Here is a 19,836-nt window from a genome sequence, read left to right as displayed (position 1 = left end):
AATTTGGAGGAAGAGTAATGATGAATACGACGAATAAAAAGCGCGGTATCAAGAAACATATGAAGAAATTAATTGCGGGAGCTGCCCTTGCGGGAGTGCTGGTGGGATTGACGGCTTGCAGTAACGAGCAGAAGTCAGCGGACAAGGATACCGTCAAAATTGGGATCCTGCAGCTGCTGGACCAATCGGCATTGAATGATGCGCGTGAGGGGTTCGAGGCGGGATTAAAGGAAGCTGGTTACTCAGGTGATAAGGTCAAAATCGACTTTTTAAATGCCCAAGGAGATCAGAGTAATCTACGTTCGATGAGTGAGCGATTGAAGAAGGATAAGAATGATTTAAACCTCGCCATCGCCACTCCAGCAGCACAAACGCTGCAAAAGGTTGATCCAGATACGCCAATGTTGTTCACCGCAATCACTGACCCCAAATCTGCCGGGTTAGTAAATACCCCAAAGAAGCCAGATATGAATGCCACCGGGGTCACCGATATGGTTGATGTTCAGGGTCAGATTGACTTCTTGCACCAGATTTTCCCGAAGGCGAAGAAAGTGGGACTGTTCTACAACGCCGGTGAGCCTAATTCAGTCTTCCAGATTAAGATTGCGAGGAAGGAATTGAAGAAATTGGGATTGACTGCGGTTGAGAAGACTGCAGCTACTACGAATGATGTAGAACAGGCCGTGACGGCACTTGCCCATCAAGTTGATGCAATCTACATCCCAACAGATAATATTGCCGCTGCAGCGATGCCGACCATCGGTAAGGTATCCGAGAAGGTCAAGACACCAGTGATTAACGCCGATGCAACGATGATTAAATACGCTGGTGTGGCAACCCGGGGAATTAGCTACAAGGAATTAGGTAAGCAGACCGCTAAGATGGCCGTGAAGATTCTAAAGGGTAAGAAGATTGATCAGCTGCCAGTTGAGGCCCCTGCGAAAACAGAGCTGATGACCAGCACGAAACGAATGAAGTTATTCGGAATTACGGAAGATATGCTAAAATAGTATTCAATTAACTTAACTACGTGGAGGATTTTATTAATGGATGTCGATATCCTGGTTTCAAGCATCTATCAAGGGTTGCTGTGGTCAATTATGGCCATTGGTGTCTACCTGACATTTAGAATATTGGATATTGCTGACATGACTGCCGAAGGGAGCTTCCCCTTGGGGGCTGCCATCACGGCCCAATCATTGGTCAGCGGTATCTCGCCCATTCTGGCGACGCTATACGGCTTCCTGGGCGGCGCGGCCGCTGGGCTTGTCTCCGGGGTGTTGCACACCAAGTTGAAAATCCCGGCATTGTTAACTGGTATCCTGACGATGACTGGCCTGTATTCGGTCAATCTTTTCGTGATGGGCAAGGCGAATATCTCGCTGTTGAATAACATCAAAACCATTTTTACAATGCATGACTTTGGCAGCTCAACGATGGATGTGATGGTAATCGGCGCAGTGATGGTGGTCATCGTGATTGCGATTCTCGTCTTCTTTTTCAACACGGAGATGGGGCTCGCTGCACGGGCTGTGGGAAATAACCAGCAGATGAGTGCGGCGAACGGTATTAATAACGATAATATGAAAATTATTGTCTACATGATTTCAAACGGCTTGATTGCACTATCCGGTAGCTTGATGATGCAGATGAACGGGTACGCGGACGTTTCGATGGGTATCGGGACAATTGTGATCGCGCTCGCAGCCATTATTATTGCCGAGATCATCCTGCACAACCTTTCTTTTGGCAAGCGGCTCATGACGATTATCGTTGGCTCAATTATCTACCGGCTGATCATTGCATTTGTGCTCGATCGTGGTGTCGATCCTAACGCGCTAAGACTGTTCTACTCGCTGATGCTTGCCGTATTTTTGGCAATTCCGTTGATTAATAAAACCATGAAAAGACAAAAAGAAAGGCGCCAGAATAACCGCGCAATGCAGGAGGATGAGTAAATGCCTGTTTTAGAAGTGAAGAAATTACAACAAATTTTCGAACAAGGAACGCCAAATGAGAATCATGCACTGAAGTCGATTGACTTAAGTCTAAACGAGGGTGACTTTATGGTGATCATTGGTGGTAACGGCGCTGGTAAATCGACCCTCTTAAACAGCATCGCTGGTTCGCTCCCGGTTTCTCGCGGCCAAATTAAGATTAATAGCCAAAACGTAACCTACCAGAATGTGGCCAAGAGATCCCGGCTCATCAGTCGTGTGTTCCAAGATCCCAAATCTGGTACTGCACCACTTTTGACAGTGGAGGAAAACCTCTCACTCGCGCTACATCGTGTTGAGTGGCGAAACTTTTGGCGAACTGGTGTTAAGAAGAGTGATCAAGCATTATTCAGGGAGAAATTGGCCCAGCTTGGACTCGGATTAGAGGACCGGCTGACGACAGAAATAGGATTGTTATCAGGCGGGCAAAGGCAGGCCATTACTCTCTTAATGGCAACCATCGAGACTCCGAGCTTATTACTACTCGATGAACATACTGCTGCACTAGACCCAAAGACTAGCGCAACGGTGATGGAACTGACTGACAAGCTCGTCAAGGCACAGAACATTACGACACTTATGATTACGCACAACATGGATGACGCCATTAAGTATGGTAATCGGTTAATTATGCTGGACCACGGACAGATAGCCGTTGAGCTGAATGCTGCGGAGAAAAAGGGGATGACCGTGCCGAAGTTGATGCAACTCTTTAAGGAACGTAGTGGTAAGGAATTAAATAACGATGCGATGCTGTTAGGATAAACTGTTGCTAGACAAAAAGGATGGCTGTGGCTATCCTTTTTTACGTGGCGTTTTTCTTTATCTCCATTCTTGTCTCATGTAGAATAAGGTTAAATAACGCTTTGGGGAATGGTACTAAATCATGAGAAAGTTTTTGATTAGCGATGTAATAATTGTACTCGCGCTTTTAGTTGCCGGTGGATCATGGATTTACCTTAATCAAAAGAAACAAGCAACACGAGTAGAACAGCATATGGTTAATAAATTGAAGGACAAGTCTGCACAAAATGCGAGTGAAACTAAGTCAAAAAACGGCAAATTGGTTGTAATCGAGCCGGAGTTAGACGGCAAGAAGGTCAAGTATTCTCCGGCGGTTAAGGTAGATGCACAGGAAATTCTGACTAAAGCTGGTAGCAAGAAAGGTAGCACGGCCTACCTCAGCTTTTCGGTGCAGCAGGGACCTGAGTCGTTTGTTGCAATTAAACCGGTCGTGAAAGTCTATACACGCCAGAAGAATCAGCGCTTACGACTGCGACAGACGGTTAATTTGGCAAGTCAGACGGTTAACCAGACGAATGGTCATCTTCTCACACTGGCAGAATTGGTACCAGATAATGCCGCGGTTAGGGCTTTAAACTACCAGCTAATTAAGCAACAAGCAGATGATCGTGGCCTCTCCATCACTCAATTAAACGAGTTGCTCAACAAAAGTTTTTTGTCAGAGACTAAGACAACAAACTTTAGTTATTCAAAAGAGGGCCTTGAAATTTCTGGTATAACTTTGGGTGCTGCAGAAGTCGCCCCTTTTATTGCGCCACAATATATTTTAGAAAGCGACCGGGTGCCTACAGCGACCGGGAAATTTATTGCGTTGACGTTTGATGACGGTCCAAACCCAGCGACAACACCAGCTATTCTAAAGACACTGGCAGAACAACAAGTAAAAGCCACCTTCTTCATGGTGGGAACCGGCGCAAGTGCCTATCCTGCGCTTGCCAAAGAGGTTTTAGAAAAAGGCCATGAGATAGGCAATCATAGCTATGATCACCCCCAGCTGAATACACTCTCTCCCGCACAGATGACCGACCAAATCACCAGAACAAACGATGCGATATACAGTGCAACGGGCAAACTAGCAGACTTCATTCGACCACCATACGGTGCCGTGAGCACGACAGTGGGTGCTACGTTACCGATGCCCTTGATTCAGTGGGACATCGACACAGATGATTGGGCAACCAACGATGTCGCGGCCATTATTGGTAAGGTACGTGCGAGCGCGCATCCGGGCGCAATCATCTTGATGCATGATACCCATCCGCAGTCTGTTGCGGCCCTGCCGGGGATAATTAGTTACCTCAAACAAGAGGGATATGAGCTCAAGACGGTCAAAGAATTACTGGGACAAAAACTACTTCCTGGCTATCAGTATTTCGGGCAAAATGATTACCGTCCAGCCTAGTTGACAAGGAGCGGCTCGTCAACTAGTATGCATATTTAGTGTTATAACGATGACCAGTTGAGGAGATTTTCTAGTGAATGATTTAAACGAGCCCCAAACGGGCATAAAAAAATATTTTGTGATTGCTTCGTTGCTCTTTGGGCTGTTCTTCGGTGCAGGAAATCTGATTTTCCCAATTCACCTGGGGCAGATGGCCGGTTCACATTGGTTGGTGGCCACATTGGGCTTCTTGACCGCATCCGTGTTGATGCCGCTGCTGGCCATCCTGGTGATTAGCAAGTCGAATGCCTCGGGTATTCGTGACTTGGGCAACCCTGCTGGCACCAAGTTCGCCTTATTGTTCATGATTCTGGTACAAGTAACGATTGGTCCGCTATACGCCACACCTAGGGTAGCCACAGTGTCGTTTGCCGTTGGCATCAAGCCACTTTTAGGTGGACAGCATTCGCAGCTAGCACTGTTGATTTACAGCGCGCTTTTCTTTGCGGTAGCGTTCTACTTTGCTAATCGTGAATCGACGATTATCGATACAGTTGGCAAAATCATGAATCCATTATTCTTGATATTATTAGCGACTTTGTTCGTTCTGGCCATGCTGAACCCGATGGGTAATCCAAATTTAGAGGCGGGACAGGCAAACTTCGGTAATGGCACCTATTTCAAGGGCTTTTTGGAAGGCTACAATACGCTTGATATGCTAGCGGGGTTGGTATTCGGGGGCGCCGTAGTCAACTCTGTTCGAGAGATGGGTTACCGTAAGAAGCGTGATGTTGAGCGCATTACAAGTTTATCGGGTATTTTAACCTTCCTACTGACCGGCTTAATCTATGTTGGCCTGATTCTGCTCGGAGCCATGTCGCTTGGCAAAGAGCAAATTGCGGCCGAAGGCGGAACCACACTGGTTCAAATAGTGCGGCACCTGATGGGCGAACCGGGACAATTGTTCTTAGCAGCGTTGATTATTCTAGCCTGTCTGACTACGGCCATTGGCCTATTAACTTCCTTCGCTGAAGACTTCCACCGCAGTTTTAGTAAGTTGAGTTACCGGGCATGGCTGACTATCTCAACGGTTGCTTCGTTTGGGGTAGCGAACATCGGACTGGAGAAACTAATTCGTTGGTCGGTTCCTATCCTGATGTTCCTCTACCCAATTGTGATCGTACTCGTCTTACTGGGGCTCACGGTCTACGATGCACCTGCTGCTAAGCAGCTCTATCGGGGGACGCTCTTGTTGACGATTGTTCCCGCCTTACTAGACTTTGTGGTGAAGTTACCGAAGCAAATTAGTGGTAGCGCATTTGGCCAAGCAATTGCCAATATTCAGAGCCACTTACCATTCTATGACATTGGCTTAACCTGGATTATTCCAAGCATTATTGGCTTTTTAATCTCGTGGATCTATTACATGCTACGCTATAGAAAGATTGGTCTAACAAAATAAATAGAGAAAAATGACAATGTGTTAACGACATTGTTTTTTATGTGGTAAAATAATAAATAATTGCGTCAATTGGTCTAGATGTTTCAACTAGAACGGTTTGGGTCCCGTTCATTTCTTGCCGGTTGGCTTTTAGAATGGGGACAAGAATGCTTTCAATTGAGAATGAATTTTTACAGGTTGAAATTAATGAAGTTGGGGCCGAGATTACTCATATTATTCAAAAAAATGATAATTTTGATTTTATTTGGAATGGTACCGCCTGGAAACGGCATGCACCAATTCTGTTTCCAGCCATTGGTCGTTCAAATGAGGACCAATATGTATTAAACGAGAAAACGTATCCGATGACGCAACATGGCTTTGCGCGCGACTATGCATGGACGCCGGTTGATAAGGGCGATGACCACGTGACACTCACTTTGACGGATAATCCAGAAACATTAGTGAAGTTTCCGTTCCAATTCTCACTAAGCGTGACATATCAGTTGAGTGAGTCAAATTTGATTACGTCATACGAAGTCATTAATAATTCAACGGAGTTAATGCCGTTTGCATTGGGCTCACATCCTGGCTTCAACGTACCAATGAATGGTGACCAGTTGGCCTTCTCGGATTATCAAATCACAGTCTCACCTGAGGTACCACAATTACAGAAGTTTGAGATTGGACCAGCACCTTTTAGAACCGGTAAAGTAGTTGATTTGACTGCCGGACGCGGTTCTACACTGCCGCTCACGCATGAGACGTTTGATGACGGACTGATTATTATTGCTAATCAGGGATTGACGGCAATCAAGTTAAGCAGTCCACAGTCCGAACACAGCATTGAATTGACGCTTGAAGACTTCCCGTATGTCACACTTTGGACGATGGAGAACGCCGAGGAACCATTTCTGTGTATTGAGCCGTTTAATGGATTACCTGATGTCCACGGTGAGCCAACCGATTGGCTGACGAAGGAGGGTAATGTGACCCTCGAACCGGGCTCTAAGTACAACGGTTCTTATATGATGAAACTTCTTTAAAATTTAGTAGGCATTATTGACCACCTAACCTCCGAGTAAAGAGAGCTTTAGGTGGTTTTTAATATTATTTTTCTTAAGAAATGACAATAATTCTTCATTTTCGTTAGTTTCTTGCTATAATACCGTTAGACATGAGAAGAATGAGGAACGTTCATGAGCGAGAATGATAAATCAACGATGACGCGGGCTGAGTTACACAAGAATGATAATTTGGCCAGAGAACCGAAAAAACATCATTTTCTGAGAAACATATTGATTGTGTTGATTTTGCTGCTGATTGGCTTTGGTACATATGCGGGTTATACATACTTTAGAGCGAAAAACGCGGTTGATAAAACATATGATTCTAAGAATGCTGTTAATGTTGATCCTGGCTTTTTTGATGGTAAGAATCCCGTTTCGATTCTGTTACTAGGTACAGATACTGGTAAGTTCGGTCGGAGCGATGAGATTTCAAATACCGATACAATTATTGTTGCGACGATTGATGCTCAGAATAAACGCTCAGCGCTGTTCAGTGTACCCCGTGATACGATGGCTGAGATGATCGGCACTAGCAGTTTTAACGTGCAGAAGATTAATGCTGCCTACAGTATTGGTAAGGCCAAGATGGCGATGAACACCGTTAGCGCCCTTGTGAATGTACCATTGAAGTATTATGTCGAGGTTAATATGGCCGGGCTTGAGAAGATTGTCAACGCGGTTGACGGTGTGGACGTTCAGGTACCATTCACATTTTCCTACGGCGGCTACACGTTTACGAAGGGCCCAATGCATCTGAATGGTGCACAGGCATTGGCGTATGCTCGGATGCGTTATGATGACCCCGAGAATGATTATGGGCGTCAGAAGCGTCAACGTCAGGTGATTAAGTCTATTGTAAAAAACGCAATTTCATTGAACACGGTCAAGAACCTGGAGACCATCCTTGACTCCTTTGAGGATAATGTGCGTACTAATCTAACCTTTAACAACATGATAAGTATTATGCGTAACTATACTAGTGCAGCGGATAATATGAAGAGTGATTATCTGCATGGTACGCCCGCGTTTATCGGGGATGCATCATACCAGATTATGGCAACGACTGAACTTCAGCGAATCTCGGACTTGATCAGGGAGCAGATGGGCCTTGAGACTGAGACATTGGATAATAATGAGACTTACCAGAATGAGCAGAATACAACGTTTGATTGGCACAGCGGTGTTTATACACAACCATTCACAATCTATTCGAAGAGTAATCCTGGTGTGATTTGGGATGGCACAAATTAATGGGTGAATTGATGATAGTGAGAATAGTTTCATTACTGATAGGATATGCATTTGGTAATATCTTGTCAGCTTTTGTGGTGGCCAAGTTTTTCGGCCAGCCGGCACCGACCGAGTTTGGCTCGGGCAATCCGGGTACGGCGAATGTTGGTGCTGTTCTAGGCAAAAAGGCTGGGATATTGGTACTAATTGGTGACTTGTTTAAGACACTCGTGGCACTCGTACTCGTCCAATTTATTTTCACAGCAGACGCAGAACTAGCAATGCTATATGCTGGCCTTGGACTGACCTTAGGCCATGATTTTCCAATCTGGCAGAAATTTAAGGGTGGTAAAGGTGTGGCAGTTAGCGTCCTGTTCATGCTGATTTTTGATTGGCGGCTCGGTCTAATCGAGCTTTTGGTTGCATTGTTTGTCTTGGTAGTGTCACAGAATCTCACTGTACCGCCAATACTCGCGTTGCTCCTGATGACGGCGCAGTACATGATGCGTGGTGATACGGAGACAATGTATGTTTTCCTCGTGTTGACGTTAATCATGATTTGGCAGTTTCGGACTGATTTGAAAGACTTGGTTCAAGGCAATGCGAAGAAGGTCGACATCTTGAAGTCAACGAAACAGAGATTTAAAAACAAGTAGTGACATGCAAAGAGTTGTTGCAGGGAACACAATTAAACAAGTTGTTGCAGGGAACACAATTAAACAAGTTGTTGCAGGGAACACAATTAAACAAGTAGTGACATGCAACGGGACTAGTTTCCTAATCTCAACACACAAAAACAAGAGTTAGTAAGTCCGTCGGACTACTAACTCTTGTTTTTTGCTATTTCTTCTCTTTGATGATATAAACCGGTCGATTCTTCACCTCAATGAAAATTTTGCCAATATATTTACCAATGATTCCGAGTGAGAGTAAAATAACTCCGCTAACCAGTAAGAAGATAGAGACCATTGATGGCCAACCTGCAGTGGGGTCACCATACAACAGAGTCCGAATGACAATTATAAATATTGCAACCAAAGATCCAATTGATGTTGCAAGACCGACCCATACTGCAATTGAGAGGGGTGCTTCTGAGAAGGAAATAATTCCATCGATCGAATACTGGAGTAATTTCCAGAAGGACCAACTGGTTTCACCGGCTACGCGGTCACGGTTCTCATATTCTAGGTACTTGGTTTTGTAACCAACCCAAGAAAAAATACCTTTCGAGAAACGATTATACTCAGTCACAGTGAGGATGGAGTTGACAACTTGCCTTGTCATAATCCGGAAATCACGCGCGCCATCAACAATCTCGGTTTCGGATATTTTGTTGATTAGTTTGTAGAACATTCTGGCAAAAAATGAACGAATCTTTGGTTCGCCAGCACGAGTAACCCGGCGTGAACCGACAACATCATAGTTGTTGTTTTCAATTTCTGCGAGCATTTTCGGAATCAATTCTGGTGGATCTTGTAGGTCAACATCCATAATTCCTACATAGTCACCAGTCACGTTCTGTAACCCTGCATACATCGCAGCCTCTTTACCGAAGTTGCGTGAAAAGGTCAGATAATGAACGTGGTCTGGGTCTAATTTCTGAACCTTGCGTATCGAATTAAGGGTGTCGTCACTTGAGCCATCATCAACATAGAGCAGTTCTATTTCGTAGTCTATGTTGGAAAAAACCTTACTGATGGCGGTGTAAAATAGCGGCACGCTTTCTTGTTCATTATAGCAGGGAACTATTATTGAAACTTTTTGTGTCATTAAAATATTTCCTCCACGTTAATAAATTAAGTTTATCATAATCGGCTGTTATGTTTACACAAGGTTTTTGACACACCTTTTAAATTACTTAAATATAAATTTGTCTTTAGTTTAGTAGCTTAAGTGTAGTATGATTTGTTTATAATGGTGGAGAAGAAGATATTTATGAATAAACTGACAATTGTTATACCTGCCTTCAATGAACAGGAAGTTCTGAAGACAACTTTGGTCACACTTCTTCAAATTGAAGATGACTTAATCAGCGAAAGTAAAATAGCAGAAGATTCAAATATTTTAGTCGTTGATGATGGATCTAAAGATAATACTTGGGAAATACTAAGAGAGTTAAATTCTGAAAATTACCGTTTTACTGGAATTAAATTCAGCAGAAATTTTGGCCACCAAGATGCTTTAGTGGCTGGAATGAGTGAAGCAATTGAAACGTCCGATATGATTGTAACCATCGATGCAGATTTACAAGACAACCCTAATGTCATCAAAATAATGGTTGATCGATTTAACGAAGGTAACGAAGTTGTCTATGGTGTCCGAAATAATCGTGAGCAAGACACGTGGTTTAAGAGAACTACCGCCCAGGGATACTATCGTATATTGAATATTCTTGGTGTTAAGGTCGTACCTAATCATGCAGATTTTAGACTAATGAGTAAGAGGGCTGTGGAGACACTACTTGAATATAAAGAAAGAAATTTGTTTTTACGTGGAATAATTCCAATGCTTGGATATAAAAGTGTAAAAGTTTACTACAAAAGAACACCAAGACTTGCTGGTGAATCAAAATATCCTTTGAAAAAAATGCTTGCCTTTGCTTGGGATGGTATTACATCGTTAACAATTGCTCCCGTGAGAGCGATCCTAATTTTGGGTATTCTGTTTAGTTTGTTTGGCATGATTGCATTTGTTTATTCTGTGATCGTCAAATTGATTGGTAAAGCAAATGAAGGATGGTCTTCATTAATGATTTCAATTTGGATTATCGGGGGCTTTCAGATGATTAGCTTAGGTGTAATCGGCGAATATATTGGTAAAGTTACAACTGAAGTGAAACACCGACCTAGATATACCATTGAAGAGAGAATTGGCAAATAATATAGCTAAAGGTGCGGTTGTCAATAATTCAGAGTTACTTGCTAAAAATTTCTTTTGTTGTTAGAATCACTTTAGCGAGATTTAGTTACAATTGAGTAGCGGCATAATTCAGTGGTCAGAGAACTAGTGGTTAGTGGGAACTAGGCAGATTGTGTCAGCGAAATACGATTATTTCTCGACGGGGGAAACCTCGATAACAATGTAGAGGGAGCTTTGCTCCGAATTTGGGTGGTACCACGACTTAGATATTAATTCGTCCCTAGTAGTTTTTTGCTACTAGGGATTTTTTGATGGAGGAAAAACATGGCAAAATTTGATATTATCAGCGATTTAGAATGGCGTGGAGCAATCAATCAGCAGACCGACGAGGAGGGGCTCCGTAAGTTGGTGGCACGAAAGGAAATTTCGCTCTACTGTGGCGTCGATCCCACGGGAGATTCCTTGCACATTGGTCACTTGATCCCATTCATGATTCTTAAAAGATTCCAAGAGGCCGGGCATCACCCGGTTATCGTTATCGGTGGTGGGACAGGCTCCATTGGTGATCCTTCCGGCAAAAACTCCGAGCGGGTGCTCCAGTCGATGGAGCAAGTACATCATAACGAGGTCGCTCTAACCAAGATGATGGAGCAACTTTTCGGCACAGAGAATTTCACAATAGTGAACAACTACGAATGGTTGTCCCAGATTTCCTTACTAGAATTCTTGCGTGATTATGGTAAATTATTCAATCTGAAAACCATGCTGAATAAGGAGGTTGTGGCCAGCCGGTTGGAAGTGGGTATTTCCTACACTGAATTCACGTATCAAATCCTCCAGTCGATTGATTTCTATGAGTTGAATAAGAATTATGGTGTCCAACTTCAGATTGGTGGAGCAGATCAATGGGGCAATATTACCGCGGGAACAGACTTGATTCATAAGCTGGGCGGCGCTGAGCAAGAGGCTTACGGTCTCACTATTCCGTTGATGTTGAAGTCCGATGGTACGAAGTTTGGTAAGACCGCTGGCGGTGCTGTTTGGCTTGACCCGGAGAAAACCACGCCGTACGAATTTTACCAATTTTGGATTAATCAAGACGACCGCGATGTAATCAAATACCTGAAGTACTTTACCTTCCTCAGTCATGAAGAAATTGATGCCCTCGAGGAGCAGGTGAAGACAGCGCCTGAGCAGCGTGCTGCCCAGATTAAACTGGCTGAAGAAGTTACTCGTTTTGTCCACGGTGAAGAGGCACTGCAACAGGCGAAGCACATCACACATGCGCTCTTCACGGGTGAGCTGAAGAATCTTACTTCAGCTGAGATTGAACAGGGCTTTAAGAACATGCCAAGTGCCACAATGACGCACGAACCAGTTAATATTGTTGAGTTCTTGGTCGATGTAACCAAAATTGAGCCGTCAAGGAGACAGGCCAGAGAAGATGTCCAGAATGGGGCAATCTATCTGAACGGTGAGAGACAAACTGACTTAGAATTTATCGTGGATCCAAGCGCCGCATTTGACGGAAAGTTCGTAATTGTTCGTAAGGGCAAGAAGAAATATACACTTGTGACGGTGGAGGAATAAATTCTTTTTTGTAACACCACCGTAAAATAGAACGCTTGCAATTTTATTAGTGTGACAGCAATTGACCTAAACCCTGTTGTAAGGGGATTCATATTGGTACGAACCTTAACTTGCCTGTAATTGCGCTGTAATGTAACTAAGTTATACTTAGTCTCGTTCGAAAAATAAGTTAACGAGGAAGATATTTTGAAATCCATTAAAAAAATTACTTTTACAGCAGTAGCTGCGCTCGCTTTAGCTGGCGTTGGCACCACGGGGTTAACTAGTTTCGCGGGGGTTACTAGTAACACAGTTGAAGCAACACCCAACACATCATTACAAACAAAATTAAACGAATTAAATCAAAAAGTAGCTAAGTTAAATAATCAAGTTTCAATGAAACAGGTTGAGATAAGTAAAATCAACACCAAGATTGAAAAGTCTAAGGCTGAAATAGCTAAGACTAAGTCAGAAATTAAAGCTGCTAAGAAGGAACTTGATGAGCGTAAAGAAGTTTTACGTGACCAAGTTGTTGAATTACAGAAAGAATCAAACAAGAGTGTTTCGGGCAATATCTATATTGACTATTTATTAAGCTCAGATAATTTCTCTGATTTGATTGGCCGTTCAATGGCTGTTGGTAAGATTAGCTCAGCTAATAAGGCTGCAATCGATGACGTAAACGAAGCAAAATCTAAGTTAAACGCTTTGGCGGAAAGTCAAGAAGCTGAACAAGCTAAGATTGTTGCTGCAAAGGCGAAAGCTGATTCAGAAATGACATCTCTGAAAGCTGCCAAAACTAAGGCAAAAGAAAGTCAAACTAAGTTACAACAAGAAATGTGGGACAACAGAAAAGAACTTGAGGCAAGGCAAAAGGCAGATTCTGCCAAGACACAGCAATTAGTGAAGACTGCTTGGAATGCGACAACAACGCAGGCTGCTAAGAGCTTTAAGGGTTCATCAAGCTTAATTCAAAATGCAGCACAATTTATCGGTGTTCCTTATGTTTCGGGTGGTCGAACACCTGCTGGCTTTGACTGTTCTGGTCTAGTTCAGTACGCGGCTAATATGGCTGGTATTTCATTGCCACGTGTATCACAAGATCAAAGTAATGTTGGTTCATATGTCAGCGTTTCACAGTTGCAAGCTGGTGATCTCGTATTCTGGGGTGGCGTTGGTAGTGCATATCACGTAGGTATTTACATTGGTGGTGGCCAATATATTCATGCACCACGACCAGGCCAAAACGTTAAAGTTGGTAGCGTGCAATACTTCACACCAAGCTTTGGTCGTCGTCTCTAAAATAAAATCAATCCAAAGTAAAAGAGCATTCCAGCTGGAATGCTCTTTTTATGTTATGTGGAATTTTTAATCAGTTCTTTAGGTATTCACTAGTACTCGAAAGCTAAGCGTGCTGTGGCACTACCTATTAACTGTGTTTCCCAGCACAACTTTCTCCGTCTAGTTCTTCAGCTTGTCACCACTTTGTGGTGAGCACCTGAATTCACTAGTGCTCGAAAGCTAAGCGTGTTATGGCACTACCTGTTCCATAGCTGTCTCATCTGATCAAGGATATCAATCACATCCCTGGTATAGAAGAGTGATTCGTTTGTAGTCTCTTTCCTAATAATCTTGTTCATATTCGCAATTTCGTAGTTCATCGCCTCAGCCGACTCGCCTGATTCGATTGTCTCCACGGAGCCATCATTGTAGTAAATTTTAGCAACATCTGACCGTGGATAACCGTCGACTGTAATGTAGCCATTTTCAAAAGCAACGATGCCAAGTTTCGGCATCTTGGCCTGGAAGGTGAGCGTAACGGCGGCCATCTCTGAATTCTTATTCTGGAGAATTGTAACAGATTGCTCATCAACCCCAGTTGAGAATGGTTGCATAGTGGATGCAACAACCTGCGGCTGTGCGGTCATGAACCAACGTGCAAAGGATACAGCATACGTCCCGATATCCAGTAGAGCGCCTCCTGCTAGTGCTGGATTAAAGAAGCGGTTTTCCGGATTAGGTTCCTTGTAGCTGCCAAAAGGCGCCTGGATCATCTTGAGTTTACCTAATTTGCCAGAAGCGATGATTGAATGTAATTCACGGTAGAGTGGCATATTGAAGATTGTCATGGCCTCTGTTAATACAAGTTGCTTCTTTTCGGCGAGTTCTATAGCTTCTTGCAACTCCTGACTATCAATCGTGATTGCCTTTTCTGACATGACATGCTTGCCCGCATGCAGAGCTTTCAGGATGTACTCAATATGTTGCTTGTTTGGTACGGCAATATAGACGACATCGAGTGCCGGGTCCGCTAACATTTCATCATAGTCACCATATGCTTTCTCGATCCCGTATTTAGTTGCAAATTCTTCAGCCTTGGTCGTTGTTCTAGATGCTACAGCGCAGAGTTTGCTATCGGGCTGGTTGAAGCTTGCGGCAAAGTCGTGCGCAATGGCTCCTAATCCAACGATCCCCCAATTTAAGTTCTTCGTCATCTTGGTTCTCCTTTTGTTTGATTGTTATCCAAGTTCATTTTACCACTTGCTAACTAAAAAAAATTCCACCATGCGGTGAATTTACCACAGTTGGAATTATTACTTAGATGAACCTATTTCACGAAAATATAGCGTGCCGATTTGAGGCTAATCTGAATTTTACGGTTACCAGCTTGAACTTCGACTGGACCGTCAAATGGTTGGTGGCGCAGCACGGTGAGCTCTTCACCGATATTTAGTCCTAGCTCACCAAAATACATGAGGAATTCGTGATTGTCCATCACGCGCACAATACTGACCGTTTGATCGTTCGGTACATCTGCCAAAATCATTACGTCGCTTTCGACTTCTTCAACAGAATTCCCAGGTACGATACCACCGTGTGGGCAACGTGCAGGCTTCTCAAGGAAGACGTTAAGCCGATCGGCTAGTTTCGAATCGGTGGAGTGCTCCAGCGTGTCTGCTGCCCGGTGAACCTCCTCAATGCCATAGCCAAGCTTTTGGTAGAGGAAAATCTCCCACAGGCGATGTTTGCGCACCATCTCGGTTGCCAGTAGTCGGCCTTCCTTGGTCAGTGATATCTCATTATATGGCGTGTGGGTCACGAGGCCTGATTTGGTCAGGTTAGCCATCATTTCGGTCACGGACGGTGCACTCACCTGGAGTATATCCGCGATATTCTTGTTTGTAATCTTCTGCCTGTCGTAACTGAGTTCAAAAATCGTTTTTAAATAATTTTCTTTATTTGATGAGAGTGTCATTTTGCTACCGCCTTTGCCCTATTATAACAAATCATTCTACTTCTAGAAATTAATTAACGCACCAACGATTGTCGTTACCGCAAGGGCCACAGTAAAGATGGTTGCGTTTTGAATCGAAGTGGGGAAGGTTGTCTTTTTGTCTTGTTTGTTGGCAAAAAGTTTGACGTTTGGATAAATTTTCAACAAGGTAAAGAATGTTAATAAACTAGTGATTGGCAAGAATTTTAAGATCACTGCGACAATTAGTGCCAGGTAGGGGCTCAAGGCGAGAAATTCATATGTGAGTACTGCAAGCTTTTTACCAGCCATAATGGGAAAAGTCAGGCGGTGATTCTTGATATCAGTCTCCATGTCAGACAGATTATTGGCGAGCATCACGTTGCCAATGTAGCAGGCGATAGGGTACGTGGCCACCGCAAATGCAGCAACGGCGATCAGGGAACCGCTAAACGTAAAGTTCCAATGCTGATCAATTTCTAGACTCAGTAATGCTGCGTCATTTAGGTTGACGTAGGCAAAGATAAAGGGAATACCGAATCCCATGGTCACCCCAGAAAATACTTCGCCTAAAGGAAGGCGAGACAGTGGTAGCGGACCGAACGTGTAGAAGATACCGATGATGAAGCACAGCCCGCCAAGCGCTAGTAACAGTAAGTTTGTCTGTGTGACAAGGTAGATGCCGATGGCACTGGCAATGACGAGCCCCACGATGATATAGGTGGCAGCAGTCGCAACAGAGATATGCTCACGGCCGAGAAGATTAATGTTGTCACGGTAGTTTTGATCCTTTGCCTTGACGAAATCCATGGTATTGTTAATCTCTGTTGTCACGATATCGAACGTGAACATAGCGATGAAGAAGAGTACGGTATTCACCCAATTTAGGTTACCAAAGTAGTAGAAAGTGAACGAGAGTCCGACAATAAACGCAAGCACAGAGAGCGTTTTGGTACGAATCTCGATAAATTCCAGAAAATTCTTTAATGACATGTTGTAAACCTCCAATACACAATGATAATGCAAATGTTACAAAATTAACACATAAGATTGTATACAATCTAATTCTAATATGTTAAACTTTATTTGTAAGCGTTTTTAGAAAAAACAATGGAGGTTTTTACAAACATGACAAGTTATGATGCAATGAAGAAGATTTCGGTTAAGACAGCAATTAACGAGGGCGGCCGTGAGGGTGTTTCCTACACCCCAAACAAGTCTTTTGAAGTGAAGACTTCAATGACAGAAACACCAGACACAGTTACACCAGAACTACTTTTTGCGGCTGGATTTTCTGCCTGCTTTAACGGTGCAATGAGCTTCCCACTAGAAGCCGATGGCAAGGGGGACTTGCCACGTAAGTTACGGGCTGAGGTTAGCCTCTACAATGGTGTTGGCACAGACTTTAAGTTACGCGTAACTCTAATTGGTCACATCGAGGGACTCAGTAAGGATGAGACACTGTCTTACATGAAGAAGGGTGAACAAATTTGCCCATACTCAAAGGCAACAGCTGGCAACATCGAAGTTGTGTTAGAAGCTGAGTAAATTCACCACCTGATAATTAGCTAAAAACGAGATTAACACAAGCGGCATTGAGCCGGGGAAAACTTTGTGATAATCTCGTTTTTTATTGTTATTTGGTGATTGATTGTGGTTTGAAATGGGTCTGCAAGTAGTATTGAACGTACAGGAACTGGTTGATTCGCCGCTTGAGATCGGCCGGGACATCTGGTGTATAACTTTGCTTATACCAAAAGATGTCATTGAGACCGAAAATAGGTAGCTTGGCTTGTTGATCTAGTAGTAACTGCATGTACTGATTACCTTGCCAGCCTGCGTGTCTAAAGATTTCTGGCAGAATGTACATTGGTGAGATATTGGGCCCCGCGCCTGAAAGGTCAGTCTTCATTAACTTCTTTGCGCTAGCATTAGCCCACATTACATATGGTGTATCGAAATAGTTTCTGTAGCCGGCCACACTTCCTTGGTCAAGGTCAATGCCCAGCATCTGGTACGTGCTATTATTTGCACCACCCCATGGCTTGTGATCACCGTAGAAGGCGAGGATGACGGGTGCATCTTCACCTTTCAGCTTATTAATGAGGTTCAGGAGTGCCTCGTTTGTCTGACGGATACCGGTGAGGTAGTTATTGATAATTGCGTAGTCTTCTTTGTTATAACCATCCTGCCACTTCACTAGTGGTGTACCCGTATATGTCGTCTTATATGGGCCGTGGTTCTGGTATGTAACGGTCTGGTTGAAGAGGAACTTACCATTATTGGTTGCCTGCTTAAATTGCTGATAGAGGTCGTTAAAGACTAATTTGTCAGGCACGACAGGTTCGTTTGAGACATTCTTATTGTAATAATTCTCCTTATAATAGAATTTGTCAAAACCGAGATATTTTTTAGTATTTTGCCGATTATAGAACCAGCCATAGCCGGGGTGGAGAGCAAGTGTCGCGTAGTTCTGTTCCTTGAAATAGTGCACGAAAGAGTTCTGGTTGTGCGTGAGTGGGGGCAGTGTACTGTATCCCGTTAGAAGTTTACGTTCAGTATCTACCGTACCGCCACCGAAAATCGTTGTTGTGAGATCACCCGTTAGTGACTGTGCCTGGATTTCACGCAGGGGGGCATAAACTGACGGATCGATGTCAATTTGGTTGTATCGGTCAAAGTCAGCGTAGGCCTCTAATTGGATTGTTAAGATATTGATTTTTTTCTTAGCGGGAATAGCTTTATAAGTGTATTGTGCTAATGTCTTCTCGGCCTTCTGCTTAGCATATCCTTTGGGCTCTTTAATTTGGTCTTCGCCAATTGAATGCAGGAATGAGTAAATTGGCCCGGCCGTCATATAGCGATTGGTACCGTTCCATATGTTGCCGTATTTAACGTCTGATGCGGCCGTATAGCGCTCATTATCCTGGTAGAACTTGTTGAAGGCCACGATGAAAAGTAAGACACTGAGTACTAGTCCGGCGGTGCGTAACCAGGGACTGAGCGCCGTTCTTTTGACCAGTAATCCAATCAATACACTGAAAAGTACGAACGCAACAATTAGGAGAATAACTTTGTAGGGTGGCATGTAGCTGTAACGGGTGCCCATATTCTGCGCTTCACCTGCTAGAGCAATGTCGCTGTATTTAAAGGGAAAATTACGGTATTTAAGCATGAAGAGATTGACCAGACCGATAATGAGGTATGGTAACGCCCCTAGCAGACTGGCGACAGTGAGCGATCTAAAAAGCAGATAGCAAAAAATCATGGTGATAAAGACCGGGAACATATTAGCAAGGAAAGGCCGCGGGTGGAATAAGATTGCGGTGACCATCTGAAAGTTGTACTGATCCCCGGCAATGGTAGTGATCACAAAGGTAGCAAATGTAGCCAGGTAAATTAGAATAAGGCCATCCCGCACATTGAGTGCGAATGTATGCCACCAGAAATGGCTGTAGGTGGGATAAATTTTACCAGCATGATAGATTTGAATCGGTGCTTTAAACTGCTTTTTCACCCGCTGGATAAAACTCCGCTGAAAGGAAGGGGTAACCAGGATTCGACTAGCATCTGTTAATGGTGTCACAAGTGGCATATATGGTTCACCAGAGAGCCCCTTGACATCAATGTCGATTCCATAGAACTGTTGTACTTGCCCATCCAGTAAGATTTGTAATAGGAAGTTCGGGAGGGGTGCAATGATGGTCTCTGGAAGCATGAATTGCGTGCTGTGTTTTAGTTTAAGCGGCTTAATGTGTGTAGCCCAGTCAGCTTCTGACCAGTCACTCTGTTTGAGAAATTGCCAGAGCTGAGTGAGGTAGCGTTGCTCCCGCCAGATATGCAGTTTGAAGAGACAAAAATAGAAAGCCGTCGTTACCAGAAGCCACCATTTGGTTGGGTGGTACTTAATGTATTGCCAGAGTATGTGTAATGTGAGGTTTTTGTGGCTGAGAACTTTAATATCTTGAATCATGGAACTCCTTATTTTTGTTGGATTTAGCCGTTGCAAACAGCTACTTATTTAACCATTATTGTAGCACGAAAATATCTGGACAAATTGTTTATTGATAATAGTTGACGATTATCTAGGTAATTAGTAAGATTGTTGGAGGATTTATGCCACTTTAGCTCAGCAGGTAGAGCATCACCATGGTAAGGTGGGGGTCGCCAGTTCAAATCTGGCAAGTGGCTTAATGAGGTTTTTGTTAATCGGGCAGAAGTCGAGTAAAGAA

17 protein-coding genes and 1 tRNA gene are annotated in these 19,836 nt (G+C 43.6%); 13 read left to right on the top strand and 5 right to left on the bottom strand.

Annotation, left to right across the window (positions count from 1 at the left end):
- The first annotated feature begins 20 nt into the window (after positions 1-20).
- The 8 genes from FC62_RS03750 to FC62_RS03715 all read left to right on the top strand — a co-directional run bounded on the left by FC62_RS03750 (position 21) and on the right by FC62_RS03715 (position 8,579).
- Positions 21-1,010, top strand: a complete 990-nt coding sequence (locus FC62_RS03750) for an ABC transporter substrate-binding protein (RefSeq protein WP_236693779.1) — start codon at positions 21-23, stop codon at positions 1,008-1,010.
- A gap of 36 nt (positions 1,011-1,046) precedes the next feature.
- Positions 1,047-1,958 carry an ABC transporter permease gene (locus FC62_RS03745; RefSeq protein WP_054746274.1) on the top strand — a complete coding sequence of 304 codons (912 nt, stop codon included), beginning with the start codon at positions 1,047-1,049 and terminating at the stop codon, positions 1,956-1,958.
- A complete protein-coding gene (locus FC62_RS03740) occupies positions 1,959-2,762 on the top strand; it encodes an ABC transporter ATP-binding protein (RefSeq protein ID WP_054746273.1) in 804 nt (267 codons plus the stop codon).
- 121 nt (positions 2,763-2,883) lie between these two features.
- The gene (locus tag FC62_RS07970) at positions 2,884-4,203 is read left to right on the top strand and encodes a polysaccharide deacetylase family protein (RefSeq protein ID WP_236693772.1); all 1,320 of its coding nucleotides are present in this window, start codon (positions 2,884-2,886) and stop codon (positions 4,201-4,203) included.
- A gap of 73 nt (positions 4,204-4,276) precedes the next feature.
- Positions 4,277-5,644, top strand: coding sequence for a branched-chain amino acid transport system II carrier protein (gene brnQ, locus FC62_RS03730; protein ID WP_056946763.1), 1,368 nt, complete (start codon positions 4,277-4,279; stop codon positions 5,642-5,644).
- 146 nt (positions 5,645-5,790) lie between these two features.
- A complete protein-coding gene (locus FC62_RS03725) occupies positions 5,791-6,669 on the top strand; it encodes an aldose 1-epimerase family protein (protein ID WP_056946760.1) in 879 nt (292 codons plus the stop codon).
- Between the two features lie 153 nt (positions 6,670-6,822).
- A complete protein-coding gene (locus tag FC62_RS03720) occupies positions 6,823-7,944 on the top strand; it encodes an LCP family protein (protein WP_056946756.1) in 1,122 nt (373 codons plus the stop codon).
- Between the two features lie 14 nt (positions 7,945-7,958).
- On the top strand, positions 7,959-8,579 hold the full coding sequence (locus FC62_RS03715; protein ID WP_054746281.1) for a glycerol-3-phosphate acyltransferase: 621 nt from the start codon (positions 7,959-7,961) through the stop codon (positions 8,577-8,579).
- A gap of 184 nt (positions 8,580-8,763) precedes the next feature.
- Here the strand turns inward: FC62_RS03715 and FC62_RS03710 are convergent, their stop codons facing one another.
- Positions 8,764-9,693 carry a glycosyltransferase family 2 protein gene (locus FC62_RS03710; RefSeq protein ID WP_056946753.1) on the bottom strand — a complete coding sequence of 310 codons (930 nt, stop codon included), beginning with the start codon at positions 9,691-9,693 and terminating at the stop codon, positions 8,764-8,766.
- Positions 9,694-9,858: 165 nt separating this feature from the next.
- Between FC62_RS03710 and FC62_RS03705 the strand changes: the two genes are divergently transcribed.
- The 3 genes from FC62_RS03705 (at position 9,859) to FC62_RS03695 (ending at position 13,653) form a co-directional block, all read left to right on the top strand.
- Positions 9,859-10,803 carry a glycosyltransferase family 2 protein gene (locus tag FC62_RS03705; protein WP_056946750.1) on the top strand — a complete coding sequence of 315 codons (945 nt, stop codon included), beginning with the start codon at positions 9,859-9,861 and terminating at the stop codon, positions 10,801-10,803.
- 303 nt (positions 10,804-11,106) lie between these two features.
- The gene (tyrS, locus tag FC62_RS03700) at positions 11,107-12,372 is read left to right on the top strand and encodes a tyrosine--tRNA ligase (RefSeq protein ID WP_054746269.1); all 1,266 of its coding nucleotides are present in this window, start codon (positions 11,107-11,109) and stop codon (positions 12,370-12,372) included.
- 186 nt (positions 12,373-12,558) lie between these two features.
- Positions 12,559-13,653 carry a C40 family peptidase gene (locus FC62_RS03695; protein WP_056946747.1) on the top strand — a complete coding sequence of 365 codons (1,095 nt, stop codon included), beginning with the start codon at positions 12,559-12,561 and terminating at the stop codon, positions 13,651-13,653.
- A gap of 236 nt (positions 13,654-13,889) precedes the next feature.
- On the opposite strand, the gene FC62_RS03690 is transcribed toward FC62_RS03695, so the two are convergent.
- The 3 genes from FC62_RS03690 to FC62_RS03680 form a co-directional block, all read right to left on the bottom strand.
- Positions 13,890-14,846: a Gfo/Idh/MocA family protein gene (locus FC62_RS03690; protein WP_054746267.1), complete on the bottom strand. Its 957-nt coding sequence runs from the start codon at positions 14,844-14,846 to the stop codon at positions 13,890-13,892.
- A 113-nt stretch (positions 14,847-14,959) separates the two neighbouring features.
- Positions 14,960-15,607: a metal-dependent transcriptional regulator gene (locus FC62_RS03685; RefSeq protein WP_054746266.1), complete on the bottom strand. Its 648-nt coding sequence runs from the start codon at positions 15,605-15,607 to the stop codon at positions 14,960-14,962.
- Positions 15,608-15,649: 42 nt separating this feature from the next.
- Positions 15,650-16,597 (bottom strand): UbiA family prenyltransferase, encoded by a 948-nt coding sequence (locus tag FC62_RS03680; RefSeq protein ID WP_054746265.1) that lies wholly within the window; start codon positions 16,595-16,597, stop codon positions 15,650-15,652.
- A gap of 135 nt (positions 16,598-16,732) precedes the next feature.
- Here FC62_RS03680 and FC62_RS03675 point away from each other — a divergent pair, with 135 nt between their 5' ends.
- On the top strand, positions 16,733-17,152 hold the full coding sequence (locus tag FC62_RS03675; RefSeq protein WP_236693771.1) for an Ohr family peroxiredoxin: 420 nt from the start codon (positions 16,733-16,735) through the stop codon (positions 17,150-17,152).
- An 88-nt stretch (positions 17,153-17,240) separates the two neighbouring features.
- Here FC62_RS03675 and FC62_RS03670 read toward each other — a convergent pair whose 3' ends face one another.
- Positions 17,241-19,577 (bottom strand): LTA synthase family protein, encoded by a 2,337-nt coding sequence (locus FC62_RS03670; protein WP_056946744.1) that lies wholly within the window; start codon positions 19,575-19,577, stop codon positions 17,241-17,243.
- A gap of 145 nt (positions 19,578-19,722) precedes the next feature.
- Between FC62_RS03670 and FC62_RS03665 the strand changes: the two genes are divergently transcribed.
- Positions 19,723-19,795: transfer RNA gene (locus FC62_RS03665), tRNA-Thr, on the top strand.
- Positions 19,796-19,836 lie beyond the last annotated feature (41 nt).

This window comes from Amylolactobacillus amylotrophicus DSM 20534 (genome assembly GCF_001434555.1).
Lineage (GTDB): Bacteria > Bacillota > Bacilli > Lactobacillales > Lactobacillaceae > Amylolactobacillus > Amylolactobacillus amylophilus.
Note: the sequence above shows the minus strand (reverse complement) of the source record. Positions and strands in the feature narration are given on the sequence as shown.